Consider the following 23921-nt stretch of genomic DNA (forward strand, 5'->3'; position numbering starts at 1 on the left):
TGCCAGACGTGTTGGCCCATGAGGCCGGCACGGTGTAGGGCGTCATGGCAGACCCGCCGTGGCGCCGAGCACTCGGTGATCAATCCAATAACAAGACGAGGTTGTACCCCTATGCCAGTTGGCAACCACCTGCCCCATGGCGAGACCGCTCAGGGCGGCCCGCTGAAACGTGAACTGGGTGAGCGGCATATTCGCCTGATGGCCCTCGGCGCCTGCATCGGTGTCGGCCTGTTCCTGGGCTCGGCCAAGGCCATTGAAATGGCCGGCCCGGCGATCATGCTGTCCTACATCATTGGCGGCCTGGCGATCCTGGTGATCATGCGCGCCCTCGGCGAGATGGCGGTGCACAACCCCGTCGCCGGCTCCTTCAGCCGTTACGCCCAAGACTATCTCGGCCCGTTGGCGGGCTTTCTCACCGGCTGGAACTACTGGTTCCTGTGGCTGGTGACCTGCGTGGCAGAAATCACCGCCGTGGCCGTGTACATGGGCGTCTGGTTTCCCGACACGCCGCGCTGGATCTGGGCCCTGGCGGCCTTGATCAGCATGGGCAGCATCAACCTGATCGCGGTCAAGGCCTTTGGTGAGTTCGAGTTCTGGTTTGCCTTGATCAAGATCGTCACCATCATTGCGATGGTGATCGGCGGCGTCGGCATCATCGCGTTCGGCTTCGGCAATGACGGCGTGGCGCTGGGTATCTCCAACCTGTGGGCCCACGGCGGCTTTATGCCCAACGGCGTGCAAGGCGTGTTGATGTCCCTGCAAATGGTGATGTTCGCCTACCTGGGTGTGGAGATGATCGGCCTTACCGCCGGTGAAGCGAAGAACCCGCAGAAGACTATTCCGAGTGCCATCGGCTCGGTGTTCTGGCGCATCCTGCTGTTCTACGTGGGGGCGTTGTTCGTGATCCTGTCGATCTACCCGTGGAATGAAATCGGCACCCAGGGCAGCCCGTTTGTGATGACGTTCGAACGGCTCGGCATCAAGACCGCCGCCGGCATCATCAACTTTGTCGTGATCACCGCCGCGCTGTCGTCTTGCAACGGCGGCATTTTCAGCACCGGGCGCATGCTCTACAGCCTGGCGCAGAACGGCCAGGCACCGGCCACGTTCGCCAAGACCTCCAGTAATGGCGTGCCGCGCAAAGCGCTGCTGTTGTCGATCTTCGCGTTGTTGCTGGGGGTGTTGCTCAACTACCTGGTGCCGGAGAAAGTCTTCGTCTGGGTGACGTCCATCGCCACCTTCGGCGCGATCTGGACCTGGCTGATGATCCTGCTGGCGCAGCTCAAGTTCCGTAAGAGCCTGAGCCCGGCGGAACAGGCGGGACTCAAGTACCGCATGTGGCTGTACCCGGTCAGTTCCTACCTGGCGCTGGCGTTCCTGTTGCTGGTCGTGGGCCTGATGGCGTACTTCCCGGACACCCGCATCGCGCTGTATGTCGGCCCGGTATTCCTGGTGCTGCTGACGGTGCTGTTCTACGTGTTCAAGTTGCAACCGACCCAGGTTGCTCAGGGCGAAGCCCGCCCGGTCTAATGGCAAACACTGTGTGGCGAGGGGGCAAGCTCCCTCGCCTCCTTTTGCAAGTGCCCGATTCGGGAAAGCGCCGCACCACCAACGCGGCTGCCTGGGTTAACCAGTGGATGACGGCATGGCTAAGACGCGGCGGTCTTGCAGTGACTTATCCAGCCGCTTGTTGAACTCCAGCCAGGCTGCCAGCAGCCCCATCAGCACCACGCCCACTGTTGCACTGAACAACTGCATGGCCAGCGCATCGCCCGCGAGGGCATTGAGCATGTCCGCCAACGGCGCCAGCAGCACACCGAGGCAGAACACCTCCAGGGAATAGCGGCCCATGCGGCAACTTTGTTGCGCCAGCCAGTGGCGGGTCCAGCCCATGCCGGGCAAAAGCTTGGCGGTGACATAGGCCAGGGCCAGGAAGTGCAACAGGCGCACGGGTGACAGGTCAGTCTTGCTGATGGGATACAACAGGTCGCTGAGCGGCGATGGCATCCATGCGTCATGCGCCTCGGGCCAGCGCCAGGAAATCGTGATGATCCCGGCCATGACCGAGTAGGCCGCCGCTGCGACGAACAACGGCTGGCGCAGCAGCCCACGCGTCTCGACAGGACGTGGTTGGCGCGCATGAATCGCCGCCGCGCCGCCGAGCACGAACAGCAATTGCCAGGTGACGGGATTGAAATACCACACGCCATCGGCAATCGCCCGCAGGTTCCAGCCCATCCACGGTGCCAGCAGGTACACAGTCAACGAAACGCCCACCACCGCCCAGGTCTTGCGCAGCAGCAGCGGCAGCACCAACGGCAAACCGCTCAACAGCACGATATACAGCGGTAGCGGGTCCATCAGGTTGGGCTTGAAGCGCAGCAGCAACTCATCGGTGAGCGCCTGTTGCGGGTGGGTGACGAAGTGCGTCAGTCCCATCTCCTCGACAAGGTCGCGGGTTTCCACATGACTGTTGGCGAAGAACACGATGCCCATCAGCATCGCCAGCAGGAAGATATGCACCACGTACAGCACCCAGGCGCGCCGCAGGATCTTCAACGAGGCAATCCAGTAGCCGTCGCGCTGCAGGATCTTGCCGTAGGCCAGTACGGCGGCGTAGCCGGCGAGAAAAACAAACACCTCCGCGGCATCGCTGAAACCGATGTTGCGCAAGGTGATCTGGCCGAGGGGGTTGTGGGGGACGTGATCCCAGAAAATGAAGATCAACGCCAGGCCCCGAAAAAAATCGATGCGTGGGTCGCGTCCGTTCAGCATGGCAGCGGGCTCTTGTACGAAAGGTTTAGTAATGACAGGCGAACGCGGGTGAAGTCGTACGCCGCACGTCGGGCGGGGGCAGGTTGGCGTTATTCGTAAGTAATTGCAAAGGTTGGGTATTACTGGATGTCTCTAGACATCCAGGGTAACCAGAGTGCCTTGGCTGCCTGCATGCACGGCATGGGCGGTGCCGGCTTCCACCAGATACATCTGACCCGCGCCGACCCTGATCCACGCCGGACCAACCTGGCCCTGGCGCGTGAATCACCTCGTTTCAACGATGCCGTCGGTGGTCCGGTTCAGCAAACAGGGAGGGTTTATTGATCAGGCGGCAGCCGCTTCATGGGGTTCAAAGCTGTCGGCCCGTGCCATCTGCCACATGCGCGAATAGAACTCGCCATTCACCTCACCGGTGAGCAACTCGCCAGGTTTGAGGAACACATGCAATTGCGAAAACAGCTTGATCTCGGTCGCCGACATGCGCCGCACCAGATGCTTGGCCGACAGTTGCGATGGATGATCCAGGCCGGCGGCGGCGAGCATTTCGGCCAAGGCCTTGAGGGTATTGCGGTGGAAGTTGAACACGCGCTGGGCTTTGTCCGGCACCACCAGGGCGCGTTGGCGCAGCGGATCTTGGGTCGCGACGCCGGTCGGGCATTTGTTGGTGTGGCAGCTCTGGGACTGAATGCAGCCAATGGCAAACATGAAGCCACGCGCCGAGTTGGCCCAGTCCGCGCCGATGGCCAGGACGCTGGCGATATCGAATGCGCTGACGATCTTGCCGCTGGCACCGAGCTTGATCTTGTCGCGCAGGTTCAAGCCCACCAGGGTGTTGTGCACAAACAGCAGGCCTTCACGCAGCGGCACACCGATATGGTCGGTGAACTCCACTGGCGCGGCGCCGGTGCCGCCTTCCTTGCCGTCCACCACGATAAAGTCGGGGAGGATGCCGGTCTCCAGCATGGCCTTGGCGATGCCCATGAATTCCCAGGGGTGGCCGAGGCAGAACTTGAAACCCACCGGTTTGCCACCAGACAGCTCACGCAGTTGGGCGATGAAGTGCATCAGTTCGATCGGGGTGGAAAACGCGCTGTGGCGCGACGGCGAGATACAGTCTTCACCCATCAGGATGCCGCGGGTGTCGGCGATTTCCTGGGTGACCTTGTGCTTGGGCAGGATCCCACCATGGCCGGGTTTGGCGCCCTGGCTCATCTTGATTTCGATCATGCGCACTTGCGGGTTCTGCGCCTGCACGGCGAAGCGTTCCGGATCGAAGCGGCCGTCGCTGGTGCGACAGCCGAAGTAGCCGTTGCCCAACTCCCAGGTCAGGTCGCCGCCGTTCTCCCGGTGGTAGGGGCTGATGCTGCCTTCGCCGGTGTCATGGGCAAAATTGCCCAGTTTGGCGCCTTGGTTCAACGCACGAATGGCGTTGGCGCTCAACGAGCCAAAGCTCATCGCCGAGATATTGAATACCGATGCCGAATACGGCTGCGTGCATTGCGGGCCGCCGACCATCACACGAAACGCGCTGGGGTCGCTGAGCGGCGCCGGGCGCATGGAGTGGCCGATAAATTCGAAGCCCGACTGGTACACGTCGATCAGGGTACCGAAGGGTTTGTCGGCAGTTTCATTTTTGGCGCGGGAATAGACCAGTGAACGCTGGGCCCGGGAGAAGGGCAGGGCGTCGCTGTCGGACTCCAGCAGGTACTGGCGGATTTCCGGGCGGATGGCTTCGACCAGGTAACGGATATTGCCCAGGATTGGATAGTTGCGGCGTACGGCGTGGGGGCTTTGCAGCAGGTCGAACATACCGATCAGGCTCAACACGCCCGTGACCAGGGTGATCGGCCACAGCCATTCGTGTTCGATAAAGGGGAGGCTGGCGAGGGTGAAGATGACGCACACGGCAAAGAAGGCGTAACGGCTTAGCAAAGACAGGCTCATACGGTTTCCTTGAAATCGGACTCTTACAGGTCGGTGCCGCATTCTGCGCCTGTCGGCAAACCCCAGACAACCTTTGCCGGGCGGATACGGTCCGCTCCTGCGCCCTAGGCGGCCGTCTGCCGAATCGGCAACACCACGCGAAAGGTCGTGCCTTTTCCCGGTTCGCTGCTCACGCAAATATCGCCGTGGTGCTTCTTGATAATGCCGTAGGACAACGACAACCCGAGCCCCGTGCCTTCGCCCACCGGCTTGGTGGTGAAGAACGGGTCGAAGATTTTCTGCACGGTCTCCGGGGGAATGCCACAGCCGTTGTCCGCGACTTCCAGCCAGATGTTATCGCCTTGCACGCCATTGCTGATGGTGATGGTGCCGCGCTCCGGGCCCATGGCCTGGGCGGCGTTGATAACCAGGTTCATCACCACCTGGTTGAGCTGTGAGGCCAGGCATTCGATTTCAGGCAGCGGTGTGTAATTTTTCACGACGTCGGCCTTGTACTTGAGTTCGCTGGCGACGATGTTCAGCGTTGAGTCGATGCCCTGTTGCAGGTTGGCGAATTGCCAGGTCTGGTCGTTGTCGACCCGCGAGAAGTTCTTCAGGTCCTTGACTATCTGCACCACCCGGCCGATGCCTTCCTTGGATTCCCTGATCAGGATGGGGATGTCTTCCCTGAGGAAATCCAGCTCCAGTTCAGCACGCAAGGCCTTGAGCGCGGCGCACTGCTCGGCCGCGGCGGGGCTTTCTTCGAGCTGCCGGTAGGCGTCCAGCATCCGCTGCAGTTGGTTGAAGTAGCTGTCGAGGGTGCTCAGGTTGGAGGAGATGAAGCCTACGGGGTTGTTGATCTCATGAGCGACGCCAGCTGCCAGTTGCCCCAGCGACGCGAGTTTTTCCGATTGCACCAGTTGGCTTTCCAGCTGCTTGCGCTCGTCGATTTCCAGTTGCAACGCCTCGCTGGCCTGGGTCAGTGCCTGGGTGCGCTGCGCCACCAGTTGCTCCAGGTGTATGGTTTGCAGCGAGGCGCGGCGGGCCATGTCCCATTTGTTGGCAAGCATGTTGGCCATCTGTTGCACCTCGATGTTATCGAAGGGCTTTTTCAGGATCAGCAACCGGTCATGGCCGTTGAGGCGATACAGCAATTCATCCCAGGAGTAATCCGTATACGCGGTGCACACCACCACTTGCAGGCCGGGGTCGACGGTCCATAGCTCTTCGATGGTCTTTGCGCCGTCCCAACCTTGCGGCATGCGCATGTCGACGAATGCCAGGGCGTAGGGGCGTTTTTCCGCCATGGCGGTGGTGAGCAATTGCAGGCCTTCTTCGCCGCCATACGCCGAATGCAGCTCGAAGGTACGCACCTCGGGCTTGCTGGTGTCGCCGAACAGCGCTGACTCCATATCGTCGAGGGCCTGGTTGGTCTCGACGGTCGGCATCAGGATTTTGCGAAAATCGTCGTGAATCGACGGCGTGTCGTCGATCAACAGGATGCGCCGATTGGGAGGCTGATTCATGCGGGACTTCCGGCAGGGGTCATAGGGATCGTCAAGGTAAACACCGCGCCCAGGCCAGGCCCGTCGCTGTGGGCACTGAGCTGACCATTCATTTCTACGGCGGCCAGCGCGCAGCTGTGCAGGCCGAAGCCGTGGCCTTCCTTGCGAGTGGTAAAACCGTGGGTGAAGATCCGCGTCATGTTTTCCGCGGGAATGCCCTCGCCATCGTCCTTGACGCTGATCTGCAAGGTATTGTCCTCCAGGGGCTGGACCTTCAGGGTCATCTGCCGGGGTCGGTCACTGAGGTTGGACATGGCGTACTTGGCGTTGCTGATCAGGTTGACCATGATCAATAGCAAGCGGTGTTTGTCGGCGAGGATTTCCGGCACCTGCGCATATTCCTTGACCACCGTGACGTGGTGACGACTCAGGGCTCCGGCGTTCATGCGCAATGCATCTTCCATCAGGCCGCTGATGTGCACCGGCTCCAGCAGTGTGGCGGCGCCGGCATAGGATTGCTGGGTGGAGACGATGTCCTTGATGTGGTCCACGCTTTTACTCAACTGCGCCAACTCGTCGGTCATGCCCTGCTGCTCAACGGCGATGGCGTCCACCAGTTGGTTGAGATAGCCGGGCAGCAGCTTGCCTTTCTCATCTTCGGTAAGGAAGGTGCCCAGGTCGTCCTTGTGCTCATTGATCAACTGCATGGCTTTGCCCAGCCCCAGGGCCTTGCTGCTGCGCAGCTTGCGCGTGACCAGTTCGGCGGAGATGTTCACGCTGTTGAGTACGTTGCCCACGTTGTGCAGCACATTGGTCGCGATTTCGGCCATGCCGGCCTGGCGTGCGCTGTCGAGTAATTCGCTCTGCGCATCCTTGAGCTGCCGGGTGCGTCGCTCCACGCGCTGCTCCAGGGTTTCGTTGGCAGCGTGCAACGCGCGATTGACCCGGTTGATTTCGGCAAAGCTGCGCAACAGGCGCACCGCCAGATAGAGCAGCAACCCCACCAGCAAGGTCGAGAAGATCAGCAGGTAGCGATGGTATTGATGGTCGATCAGGTCTGCCGCTTGCTGGTCCTGGTCGAGGTGGGTGGTCAGTGCGTCCAGGTGTTCGGCGACGGGCACCGTGGCAATGCGCTCGAGCAGGTCGTTGACCACGGGCTGTTCGCGCAGGATCAGCGAAATGTGATTGCTGAGTATGTCCACCGGCCCTTGGAACTCGCTGGGCAGTTGCTCCTTATTGATCGCCAGTTTGCCCAGCCCCACCAGGATATCGGCGGCGCGATCGTCGCTGGTGACTTGGGCGAACTCCAGGCTGCTGAGCAACAGGTCATAGGTGTCGGTGGCCACGTCTTGCAATTGCAGGCGGCCTTCAGCGTCAAGGCGGTTGAACTGCGCCTGGATGTCGTCTTCGGCGGTCGGCAGGAACGCCAGTGAATTACGCAGCAGCGCGTTGTGGGATTTGAATTGGTCCACCAGGCGGGCTTTTTCCTGGATCGCCGTCTGGTAAGCCGTTTGCGTGGCCTGCCAGCCGCTCAGGTTGGACGGGTTGTGGTAGGTGTCGCGGCTGTTCAGTTCGGCCCATATTCGGGTCATCTGCGTGAGTGGCGTGACCAGCGGGTCGTAGTTGTGGGTGATCGCGATCCGGGCCTTGAGGACCTCGCTGTCCCACTGCGCATTGAGCTGCTGCAGTTGGCGGATCAGATCCCGCGACTGGGTGTAGCTGGCGGTCTGATCACGGGAAGCCTTGAGGTACAAAAACACCAGGGTCGAGGCCAGCAGCAGGGTCACCAGGCCAAGTACAATCTGGGTAAAGCGGCGACGGGAGTGAGAGGTCATAGCGGCTTGCCTGCCCATTCGCCGGTCAGGGTTTTGAGAAACTGCACGATCAAGTCCCTGTCTTCCTTATTCGGATTGCGCCCCAACTGGTACTTGAACATCACATCGACGGCTTCTTCCAGGGTCTTGGCCGACGCATCGTGAAAGTACGGCGCGGTCACCGCCACGTTGCGCAGGCTGGGCACCTTGAACACATGGCGGTCCTCTTCGTCCTGGGTCACCAGATAGCGGCCCAGGTCGGCTTCGACCGGGTTGCCTCGGGCCTTGAAGTAGTCGCCCATCACACCGAATTTCTGGAACATATTACCGCCGATATTGATGCCCTGATGGCAGGCTATACAGCCGTAGTCCTTGAAGCGCTGGTAGCCATATTTTTCCTGGATTGTCAGGATATCGGTGTTACCGAGCAGGTATTGGTCGAACCGCGAGTTGGGGCTCAGCAGTGTTTGCTCATAGGTGGCCAAGGCGTCCTGCACGTTGGCGGCGGTGATGCCATCGGGGTAGGCCTGTTTGAAGGCGGTCTGGTAGGTGGGCAGGGCGGACAGGTTCTGCACTACGGTATTCCAATCGCTGCCCATTTCCAGGGGGCTGATCACTACCTGTTCGACCTGTGCTTGCAGGGTGTCCGACCGGCCATTCCAGAACTGCTTGAAGTTCAGGCTGGCGTTGAACACGGAAGGGGTGTTGATTGGCACCGGCTTGCCGTTGAAACCCAGGGAAAACGGCTGGTTGTCTGCACCTCCGGACGCCAGTCGATGGCAGCTGGCACAGGACAGTGTGTTATTGACCGACAGGCGCGGCTCATTGAACAGCTGGCGACCCAACTCGACTCTGGCCGGGTCCAATACGGGCACCGGTGGCAGTGGTTTGAGCGCTTCGTTCAACGGCGCGGCCAGCAACGGCTGGGCCAGCCCCGACCACACCACCAGCAGAACGCCGAAACGGTAACGTGAGACTTTGCTCAAGCGAGCACTCCTTGCAGGCACGCGGCTATTGGGCAGGCATCAGTGTGGCGCTGCCCACTTGCAGCAACCGGGCGAAATCCTTCGGCGGCACCGCCTTGCTGAACAAAAAGCCCTGACCCTCTTCACACTGCTGGCTTTTCAGGAAATTCAGCTGTTCGACGGTCTCCACCCCCTCGGCGATGATGTTCAACTCCAGGCTCTTGCCCATGCCGATGATAGCGCTTATCAGCTGGGCATCCTGGTTATTCTCGTTCAGCCCACGCACGAACGACTGGTCGATTTTCAACACATCGATGGGAAAGCGTCGCAGGTAACTCAGGCTCGAGTAGCCCGTGCCGAAGTCATCCAGCGCCAGGCGCACGCCCATGGCCTTGATTGTTTGCAGGATCTGCACCGTGTCGTCGACATTCTGCATCAGTACGTTTTCGGTGATTTCCAGCTCCAGCCAGGCGGGCGGCAGGCCGGTCTGCTTGAGGATCGCGGCCAGGTTGTCGACGAAGTCATGCTGGCGAAAGTCGATGGCCGATACATTCACCGCCATGTACAGCGGTGGCAGGCCCATGCCGCGCCAGGCCTGCGCCTGTTCGCAGGCCTGGTGCAGCACCCACTGCGTCAAGGGCACGATCAGCCCGCTGTCTTCGGCCACCGGAATGAAATCGCTCGGGCTGACCCACCCCGAGCGCGGCTGAAACCAGCGTATCAGCGCCTCCGCGCCGACGATTCGCCCGGAGTTGAGGTCCAGCTTGGGTTGGTAGTGCAGTACGAATTCATCCAGCTCCAAGGCCAGGCGGATCGCGCTCTCCAGATTTTGCTGGCGCCGGGCGCGCAGGTTCATGTCTTCGGTGTAGAAACTGAAATCGTTGGGGCCGCGTTCCTTGCTGGTATGCATGGCGGTTTCGGCGTGCTTGATCAACTCCACTGTGTTGTAGCTGTCATTGGGGTAGATGCTGATGCCCAGGCTCGCCGTGATGCTCAAGTCATGCCCGGCCACATGGCGTGTGGCACTGATGGCCTTGAGCACTTTGTGCGCGATGTGCTGGGTCTGCTGCGGGTGCTGCACGTCGTGGAGCAGGATCACGAACTCATCGGAGCCGTAGCGAAACACCGAGTCGGAGCTGCGCACTGTTGCTACCAGGCTGTGGCTGACATGTTGGAGCACCTCGTCGCCCACCGGGTAACCCAGGGCATTGTTGATGCGTTTGAAACGATCGAGCCCGATAAATATCACCGCCAGTTGCGTGTCATGCCGCCGACCAAGGGCTATGGCCTGGCTGAGGCGGTCGCCGAGCAGCGTGCTGTTGGGCAGTTCCGTCAGCGCATCGTATTGCAACAGATGCGAGACCTTCAGCAGTTCCTGCACACGTTCTTCGATGGTGCGCTCCAGTGCCACCACTTTCAGGGCGACATCCTGGGCCAGCTGCCATTTCCACGTCAGGGCACTGGCCATCTGGCGGATCTCCAGATGGTCGAAGGGTTTCTTCAGAATCAGCAACTGATCGTTGTATTTCAATCGCGCCTCGATCGCTTCGAACGAATAGTCGGAATACGCGGTGCACAGGGCGATCTGCAGATTGGGGTCGACGTTCCACAGCTGTTCGATGGTTTGCAGGCCGTCCCAGCCGGGCGGCATGCGCATATCGATGAACACCATGGCATACGGAGCGTTGGCGGCCAGGGACCGGGCCACCAGTTCCAGCGCTTCCTGGCCCTGGTAGGCCGAATCCAGCACGAATGCGTGGCGCGGGGTGGCGGTGGTGCCGAACAGGGTTTCCTCAAGACTGTCCAGGGATTTCTCGCCCTGGGCGTTGGCACACAGGATCTTGCGAAAGTCATCATGGATCGACGCGCTGTCATCGACGATCAGAATACGCCGGTTGGCCCGCGCTGAGTCCGGGGTCATGACGCACTCCGCGATTGCAAAAGGCTCGACGGCATAATGATTCCTTCCCTGATTCTGCGGCTGAGCGAAGTTGTCTACTGTGACAGCATAGTCGAGTGCCTTGAAATCGAAGGCCAGTTGGCGTCAAATCGACCCCCGCGCCGCGGTCGAGGGAAGATGGCTTGGCACGATGGTCAAATGTGGTTCCATTCAGTTCAATTTGAAGGCGCAGCAGGCATGGACGAACAACTTGCGACGAAACCCACGATATTACTGGTCGACGATGAAGAATCGATCCTCAACAGCCTGCGCCGCTTATTGCGCGGGCAGCCCTTCGATGTAGTCCTGGCCGGCAGCGGTGCCCAGGCCTTGGAGATCATGGCCGCCCAACCCATCGACCTGGTGATGAGCGACGCTCGTATGCCCGGTATGGACGGTGCGCAGCTGCTGGCCGAGGTGCATCGGCTGTATCCGGCCACCAGTCGCATTCTGCTCACCGGTTACGCCGACCTGCCGACGATCGTCAAGGCCATCAACGAAGGGCAGATCCACCGCTACATCAGCAAGCCCTGGAATGACGAGGAGCTGCAGCTGGTCTTGCGCCAGACCCTGGAGCACCAGCGCCTGGAGCGCCTGACCCAGGTGCAGAACGATCAGCTCAAGCAACTGAACGCCACCCTGGAAAAACGCGTAGCGGCGCGTACCAGTGAGCTGCAGCAGACCGCCGACATGCTCGACCTGGCCTACGACGAACTCAAGCACAGCTACGTGACCGGTACCGAAGTGTTTTCGCTGTTGGCCAACCTGCGCTTGCCCAAGAACAAGCAGACCAACCGCTCGCTGATCGAATTGGTGCGGGTCTATTGCGCCGCCCAGTCTATCGACGACGCCAGTTCGCGTGACCTGACGATGGCCGCTGCGTTGTACAACATTGGCAAACTGAGCTGGAGCGACAGCATGCTGATCGAACCGGCCGATAAGCTGCACAGCACGGATCGCGAGCGCTACCGCAGCTATCCGACCCAGAGCGAATCGTTGTTGATGACCTTGGAGCCGATGAAAGATGCGGCGCGCATCATTCGTCACCATCAGGAGCGCTGGGATGGCAGCGGTTTTCCCGACCACCTCAAGGGCGATGCGATTCCGTTCGGTTCGCGCCTTTTGAAACTGGCGGTGGACTTCATCGAGTTGCAGAAGGGGCTGATTCTCGAGCGGCAGATGAACAGTGACGAAGCGCTGCTCTATATCCGCAAATATGCCGGGCGCCTCTATGATCCCGAGCTGGTCGAGGATTTCGTTCTGGCCTGCGCCACATTCCTCAGTGATGTGACGCTGGGCGATCCCACCGTCAAGGTCCTGACCACGCGCGAACTGGCCGACGGCATGGTGCTGGCTCGCAACCTCAACGCCGACAACGGCATGTTACTGCTCAATGCCGGCAAGGTGCTGAACCTGCCGCTGGTGGACAAGCTGATTGCGTTTGAGGCGATGGAAGGGGCGAAGTACAACGTATTTATCAAGGCGCCGGACGAGGCGTAAGCCTTGCCGGTTATTTTCACTGACCCAATTCAAGGCTTTTACTGCATGTCCACGACTATCCGCATCGCCGCCGCCCTCCTGATCGGTGGCGACGGCCACACCCTGCTGGTGCGCAAGCGCGGCACCCAGGCCTTCATGCAGCCCGGCGGCAAAATCGACGCAGGCGAGCAACCCGCCGAGGCATTGGCCCGAGAGTTGTTCGAGGAACTGAACCTGCGCATCAACCCCAGCGATGCCGCTTACCTGGGCCACTTCTCGGCCCCGGCGGCCAACGAGCCCGGCTTTACGGTGGAGGCCGAATTGTTTCAGGTCACTATCGACGTGGCGGTGACCCCCGCCGCCGAGATCGAGGAAGTGCGCTGGATCGACCCGGCCGGTGACGGTGGCCTGCAATTGGCCCCGCTGACGCGCGATCTGATCCTGCCGTTTTACCGCGCCTCGCTGACGGCATGATCATTCGCACGCTGGGGGCCAGCGACGCCGAGGCTTATCGGGCGTTGATGCTTGAGGCCTATGGCGCCTATCCCCAGGCATTCACCTCCAGCGTGGCGGAGCGTGCGGCGATGCCGCTGAGCTGGTGGGAAAAACGCTTGAGCAGCCCCTTGGATTGCTTGCTCGGCGTTTTTGTCGGTGACGAACTGGCCGGCATTGTCGGCCTGGCGTATGAGCCGCGAGAGAAAGCGCGGCACAAGGTGACGCTGTTCGGCATGTACGTGAACGAGGCCTATCAGCAACAGGGCCTGGGTCGTCAGTTGGTCGAGGCCGCACTGGACGAAGCACGCAAACAGCCGCGCCTCAAAGTGATCCAGCTTACGGTCACCGCCGGCAATGACGCGGCCTTTGCCCTGTATCAACGCTGCGGCTTCGTCCAATACGGCCTGGAGCCGCTGGCAGTGCGGGTCGGGGTCGATTATTTCGACAAGATCCACATGTGGCGCGAATTGCCGGGCTCCTGCAATTAGCGCACCGCGCTGACCCCATCCAGGGTGGAAAACGACGTGTCCTTGGCCGTCAGCAAGAAATCGCGCATGTACGGTGCATCCAGCATGTCTGCACGAATCCCCGCATATAGCGTCGCAAACAACCCTTTCTCGCCCAACCGCTTGGCCTTCACATAGCCGCGCGCGCTGTACTCATGCAGCGCCCAATGGGGCATGCCGCACACACCACGGCCGCTGGCCACCAGTTGCATCATCATCACCGACAGCTCCGATGTACGCACCTGGGCCGGTTCCACATCGGCAGGCTCGAGGAAGCGGGTGAAGATGTCCAGGCGGTCGCGTTCCACCGGGTAGGTGATCAGTGTTTCGGTCAACAAGTCTTCCGGCACGATGTACGCCTTATTCGCCAGCGCATGCTGGTTGGCGACCGCGAGCATGGCTTCGTAGGTGAACAGCGGCACATAGGTGATGCCCGGCAACTCCAGCGGGTCGGAGGTCACCACCAGGTCCAGGTCGCCTCGGGCCAGAGCTGGCAGCGGGGCAAAAGCGAAGCCGGAGGCCAGGTCCAGTTCGACTTCCGGCCAGGCGTCGCGGAACTGATCGATGGTCGGCATCAGCCACTGGAAGCAACTGTGGCATTCGATGGCCATGTGCAAACGCCCGGCGGTCCCACCGACCAGGCGCGCAATATCACGCTCTGCGCCGCGCAGCAGCGGCAGCGTTGCGTCGGCCAGTTGCAGCAGGCGCAGGCCGGCGCTGGTGAAACGCAGCGGCTTGGTCTTGCGCACGAACAGCGGCACCCCCAGGCGCTCTTCCAGCTCTTTGAACTGGTGGGACAGGGCGGACTGCGTCAAATGCAGGCGTTCGGCGGCTTCGACCAGGCTGTCGGCCTCGCGCAGGGCGTGCAGGGTTTTCAGGTGACGGATTTCCAGCACCGTGGCCTCCATGAGAAATATTGATGATTAATACGAATGGAGTGAGTTTGTCTCATGTTGTGTGCGTTGTCGACATGCAGGCCTGGGCGGGATGTACCCGGCCAAAGGTTCGCCGCGCAATCTCTACACGGCAGCGAACTGAAGATCCCGCCGCAGCGCACCAAGACCCCGAAAGTCCTGGTGGCCGAGACAGCCGCGGGCCTGCGCGGCTAGAGGGCAACCCACAGCGGCCGGATATGCGACAACGCGGCGGACTGCTTGCCGATGTCCGAGAATGGCAGTGACGGGTCGTCGGCATGGGTCAAGTAGCGATGCTCCGGCAGTTTCAAGTGGGCCTTTTCGAACTCATCGAAGGTAGCCGTGCGGCGGTTGTAATGAAAGTGCGCGTACCACAAGGGACGCGGTGGGGTGGCGGTCAGGTCCCAGACTTCATATTCCTGCATGAAGTCGCGGTGCCCGTTCGCACGCCTCGCCAGCTCGGTCATCGACGCGGTTCGACGCACCTCGACCACGTGATGCCTGGCCAGATCATCAAGCATGCCGTCGGTGGGTTGGCGGCTGGCCAATGATTGGCGGGTGCGCAGGGTGCGGCCCGCGGCGGTCAGCTCGGTGGCGGTCGTGCGCAATGGCTGGATGCTCGGCTCCTCGGGGTCAAGGCGTGCGATGCGGTTCGAGCGCAGGGTGAGTTCGGCGGCTTCGCTGACCAGCATGTGTTCAAGGTCCACCGGCAACATGCCTTGGCGGGCGTAGGCTTCGACTTTAGCCTGGTACACCGGCACGGCGCGCAGGCGGCTCTGGGCTTCGTTCACCATCACCGACTTCACGTTCGCCTCGGGTGGGAGCGCCACCGGTGGTGCCGATTGGCGTTGAGCCCGACCGTTTGGGCGTTGCTCCCAGGTCTCGGTGTGGCCGCTGAGGTTGTCGATGGTGTAGCGCGTGGTGTTGGTGCGTGGGTCGGTGCTTTTTATGCCGATCAGCATCCGGTTGTCATCGGTTTCAAACACTGTTCCTCGTGGTTCGTCGGGCCGCGGGCGATGCAGGCGAGCGGGCGTGCCGATGCGCTGACGGGCCAGTTGAGTCATGCGCTCGAGGTTGTTCAGCAAGGCGCTCAGGTTATCCAGGTCAAAATGTTGCGGGTAGCCTGCGCTCAAGGTTTTAACGCTGAGGCTGAAGCGCGCGTAGGCATCGATACATTCATTGAGTATTCGCGTGCGCTGGCTGACCGTGGTGGGCGTATTTGTCAGTGCAAAATGCGTGTTCAGGGCCAGGTGGGCGTCGAGATAGACGCGATTGACCTCACTTTGCAAGTACAACCAGGAAGGATCGGTGACGTGATCGTAGCGGTTGAACGTGTCGATGCTGTGGACGGTGCGCAGGTGCGTGCGAAAGCCTTCATCGTACAGTTCGTTCCAGCGCGCCGCGTCGTCGCGAGCCTCGCCCACCATCGTGCGCGTGTTGTGAAGATCCGCGTCGATCTGTTGCGCGGTCCTGCGCGTACTTCTGCCGTGCAGGCGTATATCGGCTTCCTGCGCCATTAGGTTGATATTGGCGCTCCATTCGTTCATGACCAGGAAGAGGCGGTCGATCCGGTCGAGTGCCTGCACGATGTTCTGGCTGAGACCTTTGCGGGTTTGCAGAAACTGCAAAATGGCGGCCGGGCGCGTCGGCGGCACTTGGAGGTCGCCGAATTGCCCGGTCAACCCCTGCAGCGCGGCCGCGGCGACTTTCAAGCGCTCCACGGCTCTGCTGGTGACAATCAGGGCGGCGCGGCTCTGCATGCCTTTGAGGGCCAGGTGCTCTCTGTTGGGGGTGAAGGCGATCACGTCCTGAACGGCGTTGGCCTGCTCAATCGCCAGCTCGATGTCTTTGGCGTAGGCCTCATCCAGGGTCGGTTGCAAGGTTTTGCGGGTGGCGATGTCGCTTTGGTTGGACAGGTGTTGCAGGTTGCTGGTCGCGGCCAGTTGAGCATCGAGCCGACTGCTCAGCGTATTGATCGCATCGTTGAGCGCCAGTTGGCGGCGCAGCACATGATCGGTCCACCAGATCGGCAGCCGTTGTCGAATCGCCATCGGCCAGAGCGGTTCGAGGGTGTCCGCCAGGTGCCCGAGCACGCCGCCGCCGCCCGCCAGGCCGACCGGTTGCGCGGTGCCGTAGACGCCGAAGTGGGTGTCCCATTGGCCGGCTTCATCCAGGGCAATCGGCTGTTTGTAGGTCTTAAGCGTGTTGCCACTCAAGCGCCAATGCCCGTTCTGCAGTTCGACCTGATAGACGCTGCCCTGCCGCACAATGAAGTCGCCGTCGGTATGGCGGTAGACGTTGCGATAAACACCGTGGCTCGCCGGGGTCAGATGGGCCAGGGCGATCTCCTTGCCATATTCATACCCGCTGAAGCGCTCGGCGATGCGGCGCGCCTTGCGGCTCATGGGCGGTTGCAGGTAACGGCCACCCTTGAAGGCATTGCGCAACTGGCGCCCAAACGTGCGCGTGCGCGCTGCATTGGGTGTGATCAGCACCCCGCCGGCCACATCGATGCCGGCGTCGATCAATGATTGCAGGACTTGGGTGATGGCGTGCATGCCTTGCACATGATCACCGCGGCGAAACGCAGCCACCGCGTCATTGGCGCTGACCCAGCCATCGTAAAGGCCGATCACGCTGCCCACCACTGGGACCACGCCGAGTGCCATCTTGATATAGCTGAAGGCCTGCACGCCTTTGATGGCATAGCGTTCCAGGTACAGATCGCTGTTGGAACGGGCACTGGCGCGGTGGGCCTCCTTGACGCGGCCCATTTGCGCGTTGAGCAGATGGCTGGCCAGCGACGTGGTGACGGGCCAGGCGGTGCCGACGCCGATCAGCGCGTCGAAATGCCGGAGTACCGCTTGATTGATCCGGCTGACGTGGTTGGCCATGTTACCGAGCAAGGCGCGGCCAGCCAGGTAGTTGACCATCGCGGTGTTCAGGCACAGGCGGAACAGCGCCAGTCGCGCCGCCTCAAGGCTGTTGTAACTGCGCAGGGCCTGGCCGTCCGGGCTCTCGGGCAGATAGAGCAGGGTGCTCCCGGAATTTTTCTGACGGATGAAGGTGACCCCGGACAAGGTGCTTGAGCCGTCCTGGGTGTCTGGGCCGCCGACGCTGAGGTGAGCGGGAAGCAGCTCAATGTCATTGCCATCGGCGCGCCAGGCTTGAGCGGTGCTGGCATTCACGGCGATGTTGAAGGTGTTCAGTTCGGTGGCGGTGATGTGCTTTTGCAGGAACGCCAGGCGCCCCTGAAGGGTGAGCAGCAGGCGATGAGGTTCGAGCAGGCATTCGAGGCGATACTCACGGCTGAAGTCCGCTTCGCGATCCGAGCCTTGGTAAGCCTCGACGATCAGGTCTTCATACGCTTGGGCCAGGTCCAGTTCCGGCACCAGCCGGCGCAGGTAGTTGGCGCTGAGCCCGGCGGTGAGGGCCTGGCCTTCGGTGGCGTCCTGGGTGCTGACCTCGACCTTCATGAACGTCAAGCGTTCGGAGGTCGGCGTATCGATGTTGCTCAGCGCCAGCTCATCCAGGCTCATTTTGACCCGGGTGGCGCTGGGCACCGGTACGGTCTTGGTCGGGGTGCCGGGCGCGCCGGGGGCTTCGACGAAATGCTGTTGATGCGTGACCGATTCCGGGACGTCGAGCTGAACGTGGAACGGTTGCTTGAGCGAGAAGTCCCGGGACAGCCGTGCGTGCAGGCGTTTTTTGCAAAAGCTACTGATCAGCGGCAGCTTCAGGTTCAAGGCCTCGTCGGCGCGCTCGAACGCGAGGATGTAGCGTTCCAGCAGGGCCTTGAGTTCGACCCTGTCGGCAGCCGACACCTGGCCGAGCCAGGCCGGCAGTTGTGCGGCCAGGGCGCCGCTCTGGTTCTGTTCCAGAAGCTGCGCATAGGCCAGTTCGCGCACGCTGTGGGTCGATACGCCCAGTTCCTGGATCGCTTGCACGCGCAGGGGTTCCAGTTCCCGGGCTTGGCGCTCGGTGTCGTCCGGGGCACGCTGAAGCATCGCTTCGATCTGGGTGACCCAACCATCGAGTTGCACGGTGAGGCTGTACTCGAACGGGGTCTGATTGAGCAGGGCCAGTTCCAGCGACGCAGCGTCCGACGGCGTTACGCCAAGCCACTGTTCAAGCGCCTGCAGCGAGGCGAAATGCTGCAGCCCGCCCTGGCTGCCCGGCCAGTACAGCAACAGGTCCTGAGGTGTTGAAGCATCGAGCAGCGCCGCTTCCAGGGTGATCAGCAGCACGCCGTCCAGCTCTTTGCGCTGGATGTTGACCGCGCCGTTGCTGCGCTCGCTGATCGACAGGGTCAAGGTTGCCACCGACACCTTGAGTTCGGGGTCTGGCGCGTTGAGCGGGTCAAGCGCGGCCAGAAGCATGTCGTGCCCGGCCTGGCTGATCTGGTTGAGTTGACGCTGCAGGCCGGCCTCGGCAAGCAGCCCGTTCAGGCGTGCCTGGAGCAAGGTGTGGTAATCGGGGTTCGCTTGCTGGGACAGCTCCAGCAGTTGGTGCTGGGATTGACCCCACAGCGCGGTGGCGGCTTCATGGGCCTGCTGTTGCGCCTCGTGCAAGCGGTTGAGTTGGCTGCGTAATGTGGCCAGTTGCTCATCGTTCGGCGGCGGCAGCAGGGCGGACGCGTGCTCGGCACCGAAGAGCGGCTGCTGTTGCCGTGACAGTGCGTGGCGGCGCTGGGCCAGGGGCAGGTCGGCGGTCAGTCCGGCGAAGAGCATGGGGGGAGTGTCGCGGGCGACATCGCTCTCAACGGCAGTCAGTTCGGCAGCGCGCGGCAAGGCGAAAAAACCCTGGCTGTGCTGGTGCCGGTCAACCTGATCGGCCGCATCCAGCGCTCTGTGACCATGCTCGGCGAGGTCTCTGCCGTGGGGGTAGGCCAAGCTCGCCTGTTTTTCTCTGAGGCGATGTTCCAGCAGATGCGTCACGCCGGCTTGCAAGGGGTCGTTGACCTCGCGGTAGTCGATCTGGTTGTCTCGGGTGATTGCCGTCACACCGGGGAACAGCGTGGGGTGATCGAGCAACCATTGCTCCATGCTGACGCGGCTGTTGAACAGGTTCAGCGCCGGTTCCTCAGAGGGCAGGTACAACAGCTGGAGGACGATCTCGGCATCCAGGGTGATGACCAGCGCACCGGGTATCTCGGCATCGGCCAAGCCCGTGCGCTTGAGCAGCAGTTGCTCGGTGTAGATCTTCTGACCGTCAAGCTGCAGCGCGCCGCTCGGCGGGTCGAGCACCGTCAGCAACGGTTTCAATTGATCGGCGGTGATCACCCCACAGGCACAGGCCAACTGAGCGGCCGCCTGGAGGTGGCTGCTGTACTGCGCGACCGCGTGATCACGGCGTGAAACCGACGTGCCGGGCGCGCGCGTGAACCACCAGTAGCGCACCCAGGCGGTTCGCAGGGCCTGTTGCACATTGAGCTGGGTAAAGGGTTTTAGCAGCTCGAACGGTTGCGCCGCGTACTGGGTTTTGCCCACCGGCAGGCCGATGACCCGACAACGTTGCGCGAGCGAGCTGGGGACGGGGATTTGATGAACAAAGGCGCAGGCCTGGGTCAGCGTGACGTGACGCGGTGGCTGGTCGACAGTTGCCGCGAAATGCAGCTGCACGCTGTCGCCGTCCAGGCCCAGTTGCTCTTGGATGAACGCCGTGAGGGCGGCGCGAATGCTGGGGGCGGCGGCGGTGAGCGTGAGCATGTGTTCCCGGCTGGCGTGCCAGCGGGCCGTGGCTTCCAGCAGCAGGCTTTCATTCAACGGGCGAAACGGCGCGGGGGAGAGCGGCAGGAAATCGCGCACGGCAAGGGGGGAGAGCGGGTTGGGTGTATCGGTCATGTGACGGCACTCAAAAAAAGGGGCAGAACGGTGCTTTACCGGTCGGTGCCCTATTTAAAGGTGGGGAACGCGGCGCGTAGGGATAGATAGTTAGTGGGCCGACCGTTGAGCGATATTCATCAAACTGTCACGCAACTGTGGCAGCGCGCTTGAACAAACTTCATCAGACTCGCGCTCTACTGGGGTTCTGCGTTTCGGTGTTTTTCATGCGCGTGTTGTATTTACTGGCCGCTCTGTTGTTCGGCCTGCCGTCCTTTGCGGCTTCTCGATGTGACGTCAATGTCCCGACCCAAACGGTCGACCTGGCTCAGGTGAGCATCGCCTACCAGAGTATCGGCCGTGCGTCCGACCCTGCCTTGCTGCTGGTGATGGGCTTGGGCGGGCAGCTAATCCACTGGCCGGATGAAGTGGTGGTCGCGCTGTGCGAACAAGGGTTCCGAGTGATCCGCTACGACAACCGTGATGTAGGCCTGTCCACTTGGCGCCAGGCGCCGGCCAATGCCAACCTGACCTTTGAAGTGCTGCGCTACAAGCTCGGCCTGCCGGTGGCGGCGCCTTACACGCTGACTGACATGGCCGATGACGCCATCGGCTTGATGGATGCCTTGCAGATCCAGCAATTCCACGTACTGGGCGCAAGCATGGGCGGCATGATCGCCCAGCACCTGGCGGCCATGGCACCGCAACGGGTCGAGAGCCTCACGCTGATCATGACCAGCTCCGGCGCCGAAGGCTTGCCTGCGCCGAATGCGGCGTTGGTGCAACTGCTGTCGCGGCGCAGCGCACCGAATCGTGAAGTGGCTCTGGAGCAGCAGGCCGATCTGCTGGCGGCGCTGGGCAGCCCGAACGTGACGGATGATCGCCAGGCGCTGTTGCACCAGGCGGCGCTGTCCTACGACCGTGCCTTCAACCCGGACGGCGTGAAGCGCCAGATCATGGCAATCCTCGCCGAACCGAGCCGCGTGCCGTTGCTCAATCAGCTGCGTGTGCCAACCCTGGTGGTGCACGGCACCGCCGACCCGCTGTTGCCGGTGATGCACGGCGTGCACCTGGCGGCGCATATCCAGGGCAGCCAGTTGAAATTGATTCCCGGCATGGCCCATCGTTTCCAGGAGGCGTTCAAGGCGCCGCTGCTGACGGCGGTGCTGCCTTACCTGCAAGCCCATCGCGAGGACGCGGCGCACTGGGCGCAGATTGACCGGGGCGAGCCTTCGAAGGTGTTGTGACATTGGTGTATCGTGCAACCTTTGTGGCCCATTCAAGCCAGCGAGGTTGCCTGTCATGAGTACCCCCCTGAAAATCGATTTCGTCAGCGACGTGTCCTGCCCCTGGTGCATCATCGGCCTGCGCGGCCTGACCGAAGCCCTCGACCAGCTTGGCGCCGAGGTGCAGGCTGAGATTCATTTCCAGCCGTTCGAACTGAACCCGAACATGCCCGCCGAGGGGCAGAACATCGTCGAGCACATCACCGAAAAATACGGCTCCACCGCCGAGCAATCCCAGGCCAACCGCGAACGTATCCGCGACATGGGCGCCGGGTTGGGTTTTGCCTTTCGTACCGATGGCCAAAGCCGTATCTACAACACCTTTGATGCACATCGCCTGTTGCATTGGGCCGGGTTGGAAGGCTTGCAGTACAACCTCAAGGAAGCGCTGTTCAAGGCGTACTTCACTGACGGCCAGAACCCGTCCGACCACGCCACCCTGGCGATCATCGCCGAAAGCGTCGGCTTGGATATCCAGCGTGCGGCCGAGATTCTCGCCTCCGATGAATACGCCGCTGAAGTCCGTGAACAAGAGCAGCTGTGGATCTCCCGTGGCGTGACCTCGGTGCCGACCATCGTGTTCAACGACCAGTACGCCGTCAGCGGTGGGCAGCCGGCGGAAGCTTTTGTGGGAGCGATCCGCCAGATCATCCAAGAGGCCAAAGGCTAAGCGCTGGCCCGTCCCTTGCATTGACCCCCTAAAGCCCGTCCGGTATCCGGATGGGCGCTGCCATTAGGGGTGAAACATTACCTTGAATATTCTTGACCTTGACCACAGCCTCACCGGCCAGGCACCGATTGCCCGGCGTCTGGCCAGTGGCCGTGCCACCCGTATCGACCTGCTGGACCTGGGCCCGAAGCTGCGCCTATGGTCCACCGAGAAAACCTGGAGACGCTTCGCCGAACGCCTGGCCCAACGGCCTCGGCCCACCGATGCGCGACCGGAAATCCTGTTTGTCGGCTCTGGCGACTATCACCACCTCACGCCGGCGTTCCTCGCCGATTTGAAAGAGCCCATCAGCCTGATCCACTTCGACAATCACCCCGACTGGGTGCGCTTTGCGCCCAAGCGTCATTGCGGATCGTGGGTCAACCGCGCGCTGAAGATGCCGGCGATCAAGCGCATCGTCACCCTCGGCCCGTGCAGCGACGACCTGCATAACCCGCAACTGCGCGGTGGCAACCTTGCAGCCCTCAAGCGCGGGCACTTGCAGCTGTTTCCCTGGCAGCATCCGCCGTCGAAAGTCTGGGGCAGGGTAGGGGACGGTGCCGGTCACCAGCAGCAGGAAAATCACCTGTATTGGCGCAACCTGGCCGAGCTGGATTGGGCGGCGTTCCTCGATCAGATGATCACCAGCCTGCCCACCGAAGCCATCTGGATCACCATCGACAAAGACGTACTCGCCAGTGAAGACGCGGCCACCAACTGGGACCAGGGCGGCATGCGCCTGACCCACTTGCTGCAAGCTTTGCGGGCGTTGGCGGCGCGCAAACGCATCATCGGCATTGACGTATGTGGTGAGTTCGCCACGCCCGCCTTCAGCAATGCGTTCAAGCGCTGGGAAGCCAAGTCCGACCAGCCGCCGCCCGAGCGTTGGAGCGCCGAAGATCTGCAGCGCAACGCCGCCACCAATGAAGCCCTGATCGACCTGTTTGAGGAGTTGTTCCCGTGACGTTGACCGTGGTGTTGCTGGTGGCGTTTTCCATCGTGCTCGATGTGATCGGCCAGCTGTGTTTCAAGATCGGCCTGGACCGTTTGCCCGAGTTGGACGGCGGTTTCCGCCTGAATGCCTTCTGGGGCCAGGTGTTCAATGCGCCGCTGCTGTGGGCCGGGATCGGCGCGTATGCCATCGAGTTCTTCGTGTGGCTTGAAGCCTTGTCCCGTGCGCCGTTGAGCCTGTTGTTCCCGGCGGCGGCGCTGGCCTATTGCGGGGTGGTGTTGGCGGGCAAGGTGGTGCTGGGGGAAACCGTCAGTCGCCGTCGTTGGTTGGGCACGCTGGTGATCACCCTGGGTGTGATGTTGGTAGCGATTGCAGGGAGTCAGGCATGAGTACGCAGACGATGAACAACGGGTGGCTACACGGGCGTTTCGGCACGGTGGTGCTGTGGGCCTTGCTGATTTGCACCGAGAGCGCCGGCCAGTTGTTTACCAAAGTGGCCGGGGACCAACTGGGGCAAATGGATCTAAGCTGGCAATGGCTGGCTGACGTGGCGCGCAACCCCGGGATCGTGGCGGCTATTGCTAGCTACATCGGCGCGTTTTTCGTGTGGATGCTGATCCTGCGGCGCAGCAGTCTGTCCCTGGCGTTTCCGCTGAGTTCGCTGGTGTTTGTGGTGGTGCTGCTGGGTTCGTGGCTGGGGCTGGGGGAACATATCAGCCCGCTGCACTGGGTGGGCGTCGCGGTGATTATCGGGGGTATTGCCCTGTTGGCCGAAGGCGAAGAAAACTGATCACGCTGGCCTGGGCTGATCGTTGTGGTGAGCGAGCTTATCTCGCG

17 protein-coding genes and 1 pseudogene are annotated in these 23921 nt (G+C 61.8%); 9 read left to right on the forward strand and 9 right to left on the reverse strand.

Translation table 11 applies throughout. The features are described from left to right. The first annotated feature begins 111 nt into the window (after positions 1-111). Positions 112-1530, forward strand: a complete 1419-nt coding sequence (locus PF1751_RS05385; RefSeq protein ID WP_010212811.1) for an amino acid permease — start codon at positions 112-114, stop codon at positions 1528-1530. A gap of 96 nt (positions 1531-1626) precedes the next feature. Here PF1751_RS05385 and PF1751_RS05390 read toward each other — a convergent pair whose 3' ends face one another. The 7 genes and pseudogenes from PF1751_RS05390 to PF1751_RS05415 form a co-directional block, all read right to left on the reverse strand. Continuing rightward, positions 1627-2775, reverse strand: coding sequence for an OpgC family protein (locus PF1751_RS05390; protein ID WP_010212810.1), 1149 nt, complete (start codon positions 2773-2775; stop codon positions 1627-1629). 132 nt (positions 2776-2907) lie between these two features. Next, positions 2908-3006 (reverse strand): annotated as a pseudogene (locus tag PF1751_RS29390) (cupin domain-containing protein); the annotation flags it as partial. A 93-nt stretch (positions 3007-3099) separates the two neighbouring features. Beyond that, entirely contained in the window at positions 3100-4719 is a 1620-nt protein-coding gene (locus PF1751_RS05395) for an FMN-binding glutamate synthase family protein (RefSeq protein WP_044286696.1), read from the reverse strand. 104 nt (positions 4720-4823) lie between these two features. Then, positions 4824-6224 (reverse strand): ATP-binding protein, encoded by a 1401-nt coding sequence (locus PF1751_RS05400; RefSeq protein ID WP_010212808.1) that lies wholly within the window; start codon positions 6222-6224, stop codon positions 4824-4826. Then, positions 6221-8038: a DAHL domain-containing protein gene (locus PF1751_RS05405; protein WP_044286697.1), complete on the reverse strand. Its 1818-nt coding sequence runs from the start codon at positions 8036-8038 to the stop codon at positions 6221-6223. Before PF1751_RS05405 ends, PF1751_RS05400 begins: the two co-directional genes overlap by 4 nt. Next, positions 8035-8970, reverse strand: coding sequence for a cytochrome-c peroxidase (locus tag PF1751_RS05410; RefSeq protein ID WP_226994552.1), 936 nt, complete (start codon positions 8968-8970; stop codon positions 8035-8037). Before PF1751_RS05410 ends, PF1751_RS05405 begins: the two co-directional genes overlap by 4 nt. Before the next feature lie 58 nt (positions 8971-9028). Continuing rightward, positions 9029-10903 (reverse strand): putative bifunctional diguanylate cyclase/phosphodiesterase, encoded by a 1875-nt coding sequence (locus tag PF1751_RS05415; RefSeq protein ID WP_042571717.1) that lies wholly within the window; start codon positions 10901-10903, stop codon positions 9029-9031. 216 nt (positions 10904-11119) lie between these two features. On the opposite strand from PF1751_RS05415, the gene nosR reads away from it, so the two are divergent. From nosR to PF1751_RS05430, 3 genes are read left to right on the forward strand one after another with little or no spacing between them, the layout of a single operon-like run. After that, positions 11120-12421: a response regulator c-di-GMP phosphodiesterase, NosR family gene (gene nosR / locus PF1751_RS05420; protein ID WP_010212802.1), complete on the forward strand. Its 1302-nt coding sequence runs from the start codon at positions 11120-11122 to the stop codon at positions 12419-12421. 45 nt (positions 12422-12466) lie between these two features. Beyond that, positions 12467-12874 (forward strand): NUDIX hydrolase, encoded by a 408-nt coding sequence (locus tag PF1751_RS05425; protein WP_010212801.1) that lies wholly within the window; start codon positions 12467-12469, stop codon positions 12872-12874. Further along, entirely contained in the window at positions 12871-13383 is a 513-nt protein-coding gene (locus PF1751_RS05430; protein ID WP_010212799.1) for a GNAT family N-acetyltransferase, read from the forward strand. Before PF1751_RS05425 ends, PF1751_RS05430 begins: the two co-directional genes overlap by 4 nt. Here the strand turns inward: PF1751_RS05430 and metR are convergent. Together metR and PF1751_RS05440 are read right to left on the reverse strand one after the other, a co-directional pair. Beyond that, the gene (gene metR, locus PF1751_RS05435) at positions 13380-14297 is read right to left on the reverse strand and encodes a transcriptional regulator MetR (RefSeq protein WP_021492540.1); all 918 of its coding nucleotides are present in this window, start codon (positions 14295-14297) and stop codon (positions 13380-13382) included. The genes PF1751_RS05430 and metR overlap by 4 nt on opposite strands. A gap of 209 nt (positions 14298-14506) precedes the next feature. Then, entirely contained in the window at positions 14507-20158 is a 5652-nt protein-coding gene (locus tag PF1751_RS05440) for a dermonecrotic toxin domain-containing protein (protein ID WP_044286698.1), read from the reverse strand. A gap of 206 nt (positions 20159-20364) precedes the next feature. On the opposite strand from PF1751_RS05440, the gene PF1751_RS05445 reads away from it, so the two are divergent. The 5 genes from PF1751_RS05445 (at position 20365) to PF1751_RS05465 (ending at position 23874) form a co-directional block, all read left to right on the forward strand. Next, on the forward strand, positions 20365-21384 hold the full coding sequence (locus PF1751_RS05445) for an alpha/beta fold hydrolase (RefSeq protein WP_010212792.1): 1020 nt from the start codon (positions 20365-20367) through the stop codon (positions 21382-21384). 55 nt (positions 21385-21439) lie between these two features. After that, positions 21440-22093 (forward strand): DsbA family oxidoreductase, encoded by a 654-nt coding sequence (locus tag PF1751_RS05450; protein WP_044286699.1) that lies wholly within the window; start codon positions 21440-21442, stop codon positions 22091-22093. Between the two features lie 82 nt (positions 22094-22175). After that, positions 22176-23096 carry an arginase family protein gene (locus tag PF1751_RS05455; protein WP_010212790.1) on the forward strand — a complete coding sequence of 307 codons (921 nt, stop codon included), beginning with the start codon at positions 22176-22178 and terminating at the stop codon, positions 23094-23096. Then, complete coding sequence (locus tag PF1751_RS05460) at positions 23093-23473, forward strand: DMT family transporter (RefSeq protein WP_010212789.1); 381 nt, start codon at positions 23093-23095, stop codon at positions 23471-23473. The genes PF1751_RS05455 and PF1751_RS05460 overlap by 4 nt, the downstream gene beginning before the upstream one ends. Next, the gene (locus PF1751_RS05465; protein WP_010212788.1) at positions 23470-23874 is read left to right on the forward strand and encodes a DMT family transporter; all 405 of its coding nucleotides are present in this window, start codon (positions 23470-23472) and stop codon (positions 23872-23874) included. The genes PF1751_RS05460 and PF1751_RS05465 overlap by 4 nt, the downstream gene beginning before the upstream one ends. Positions 23875-23921 lie beyond the last annotated feature (47 nt).

Origin of the sequence: Pseudomonas simiae (assembly GCF_000934565.1) — a bacterium.
GTDB lineage: Bacteria > Pseudomonadota > Gammaproteobacteria > Pseudomonadales > Pseudomonadaceae > Aquipseudomonas > Aquipseudomonas simiae.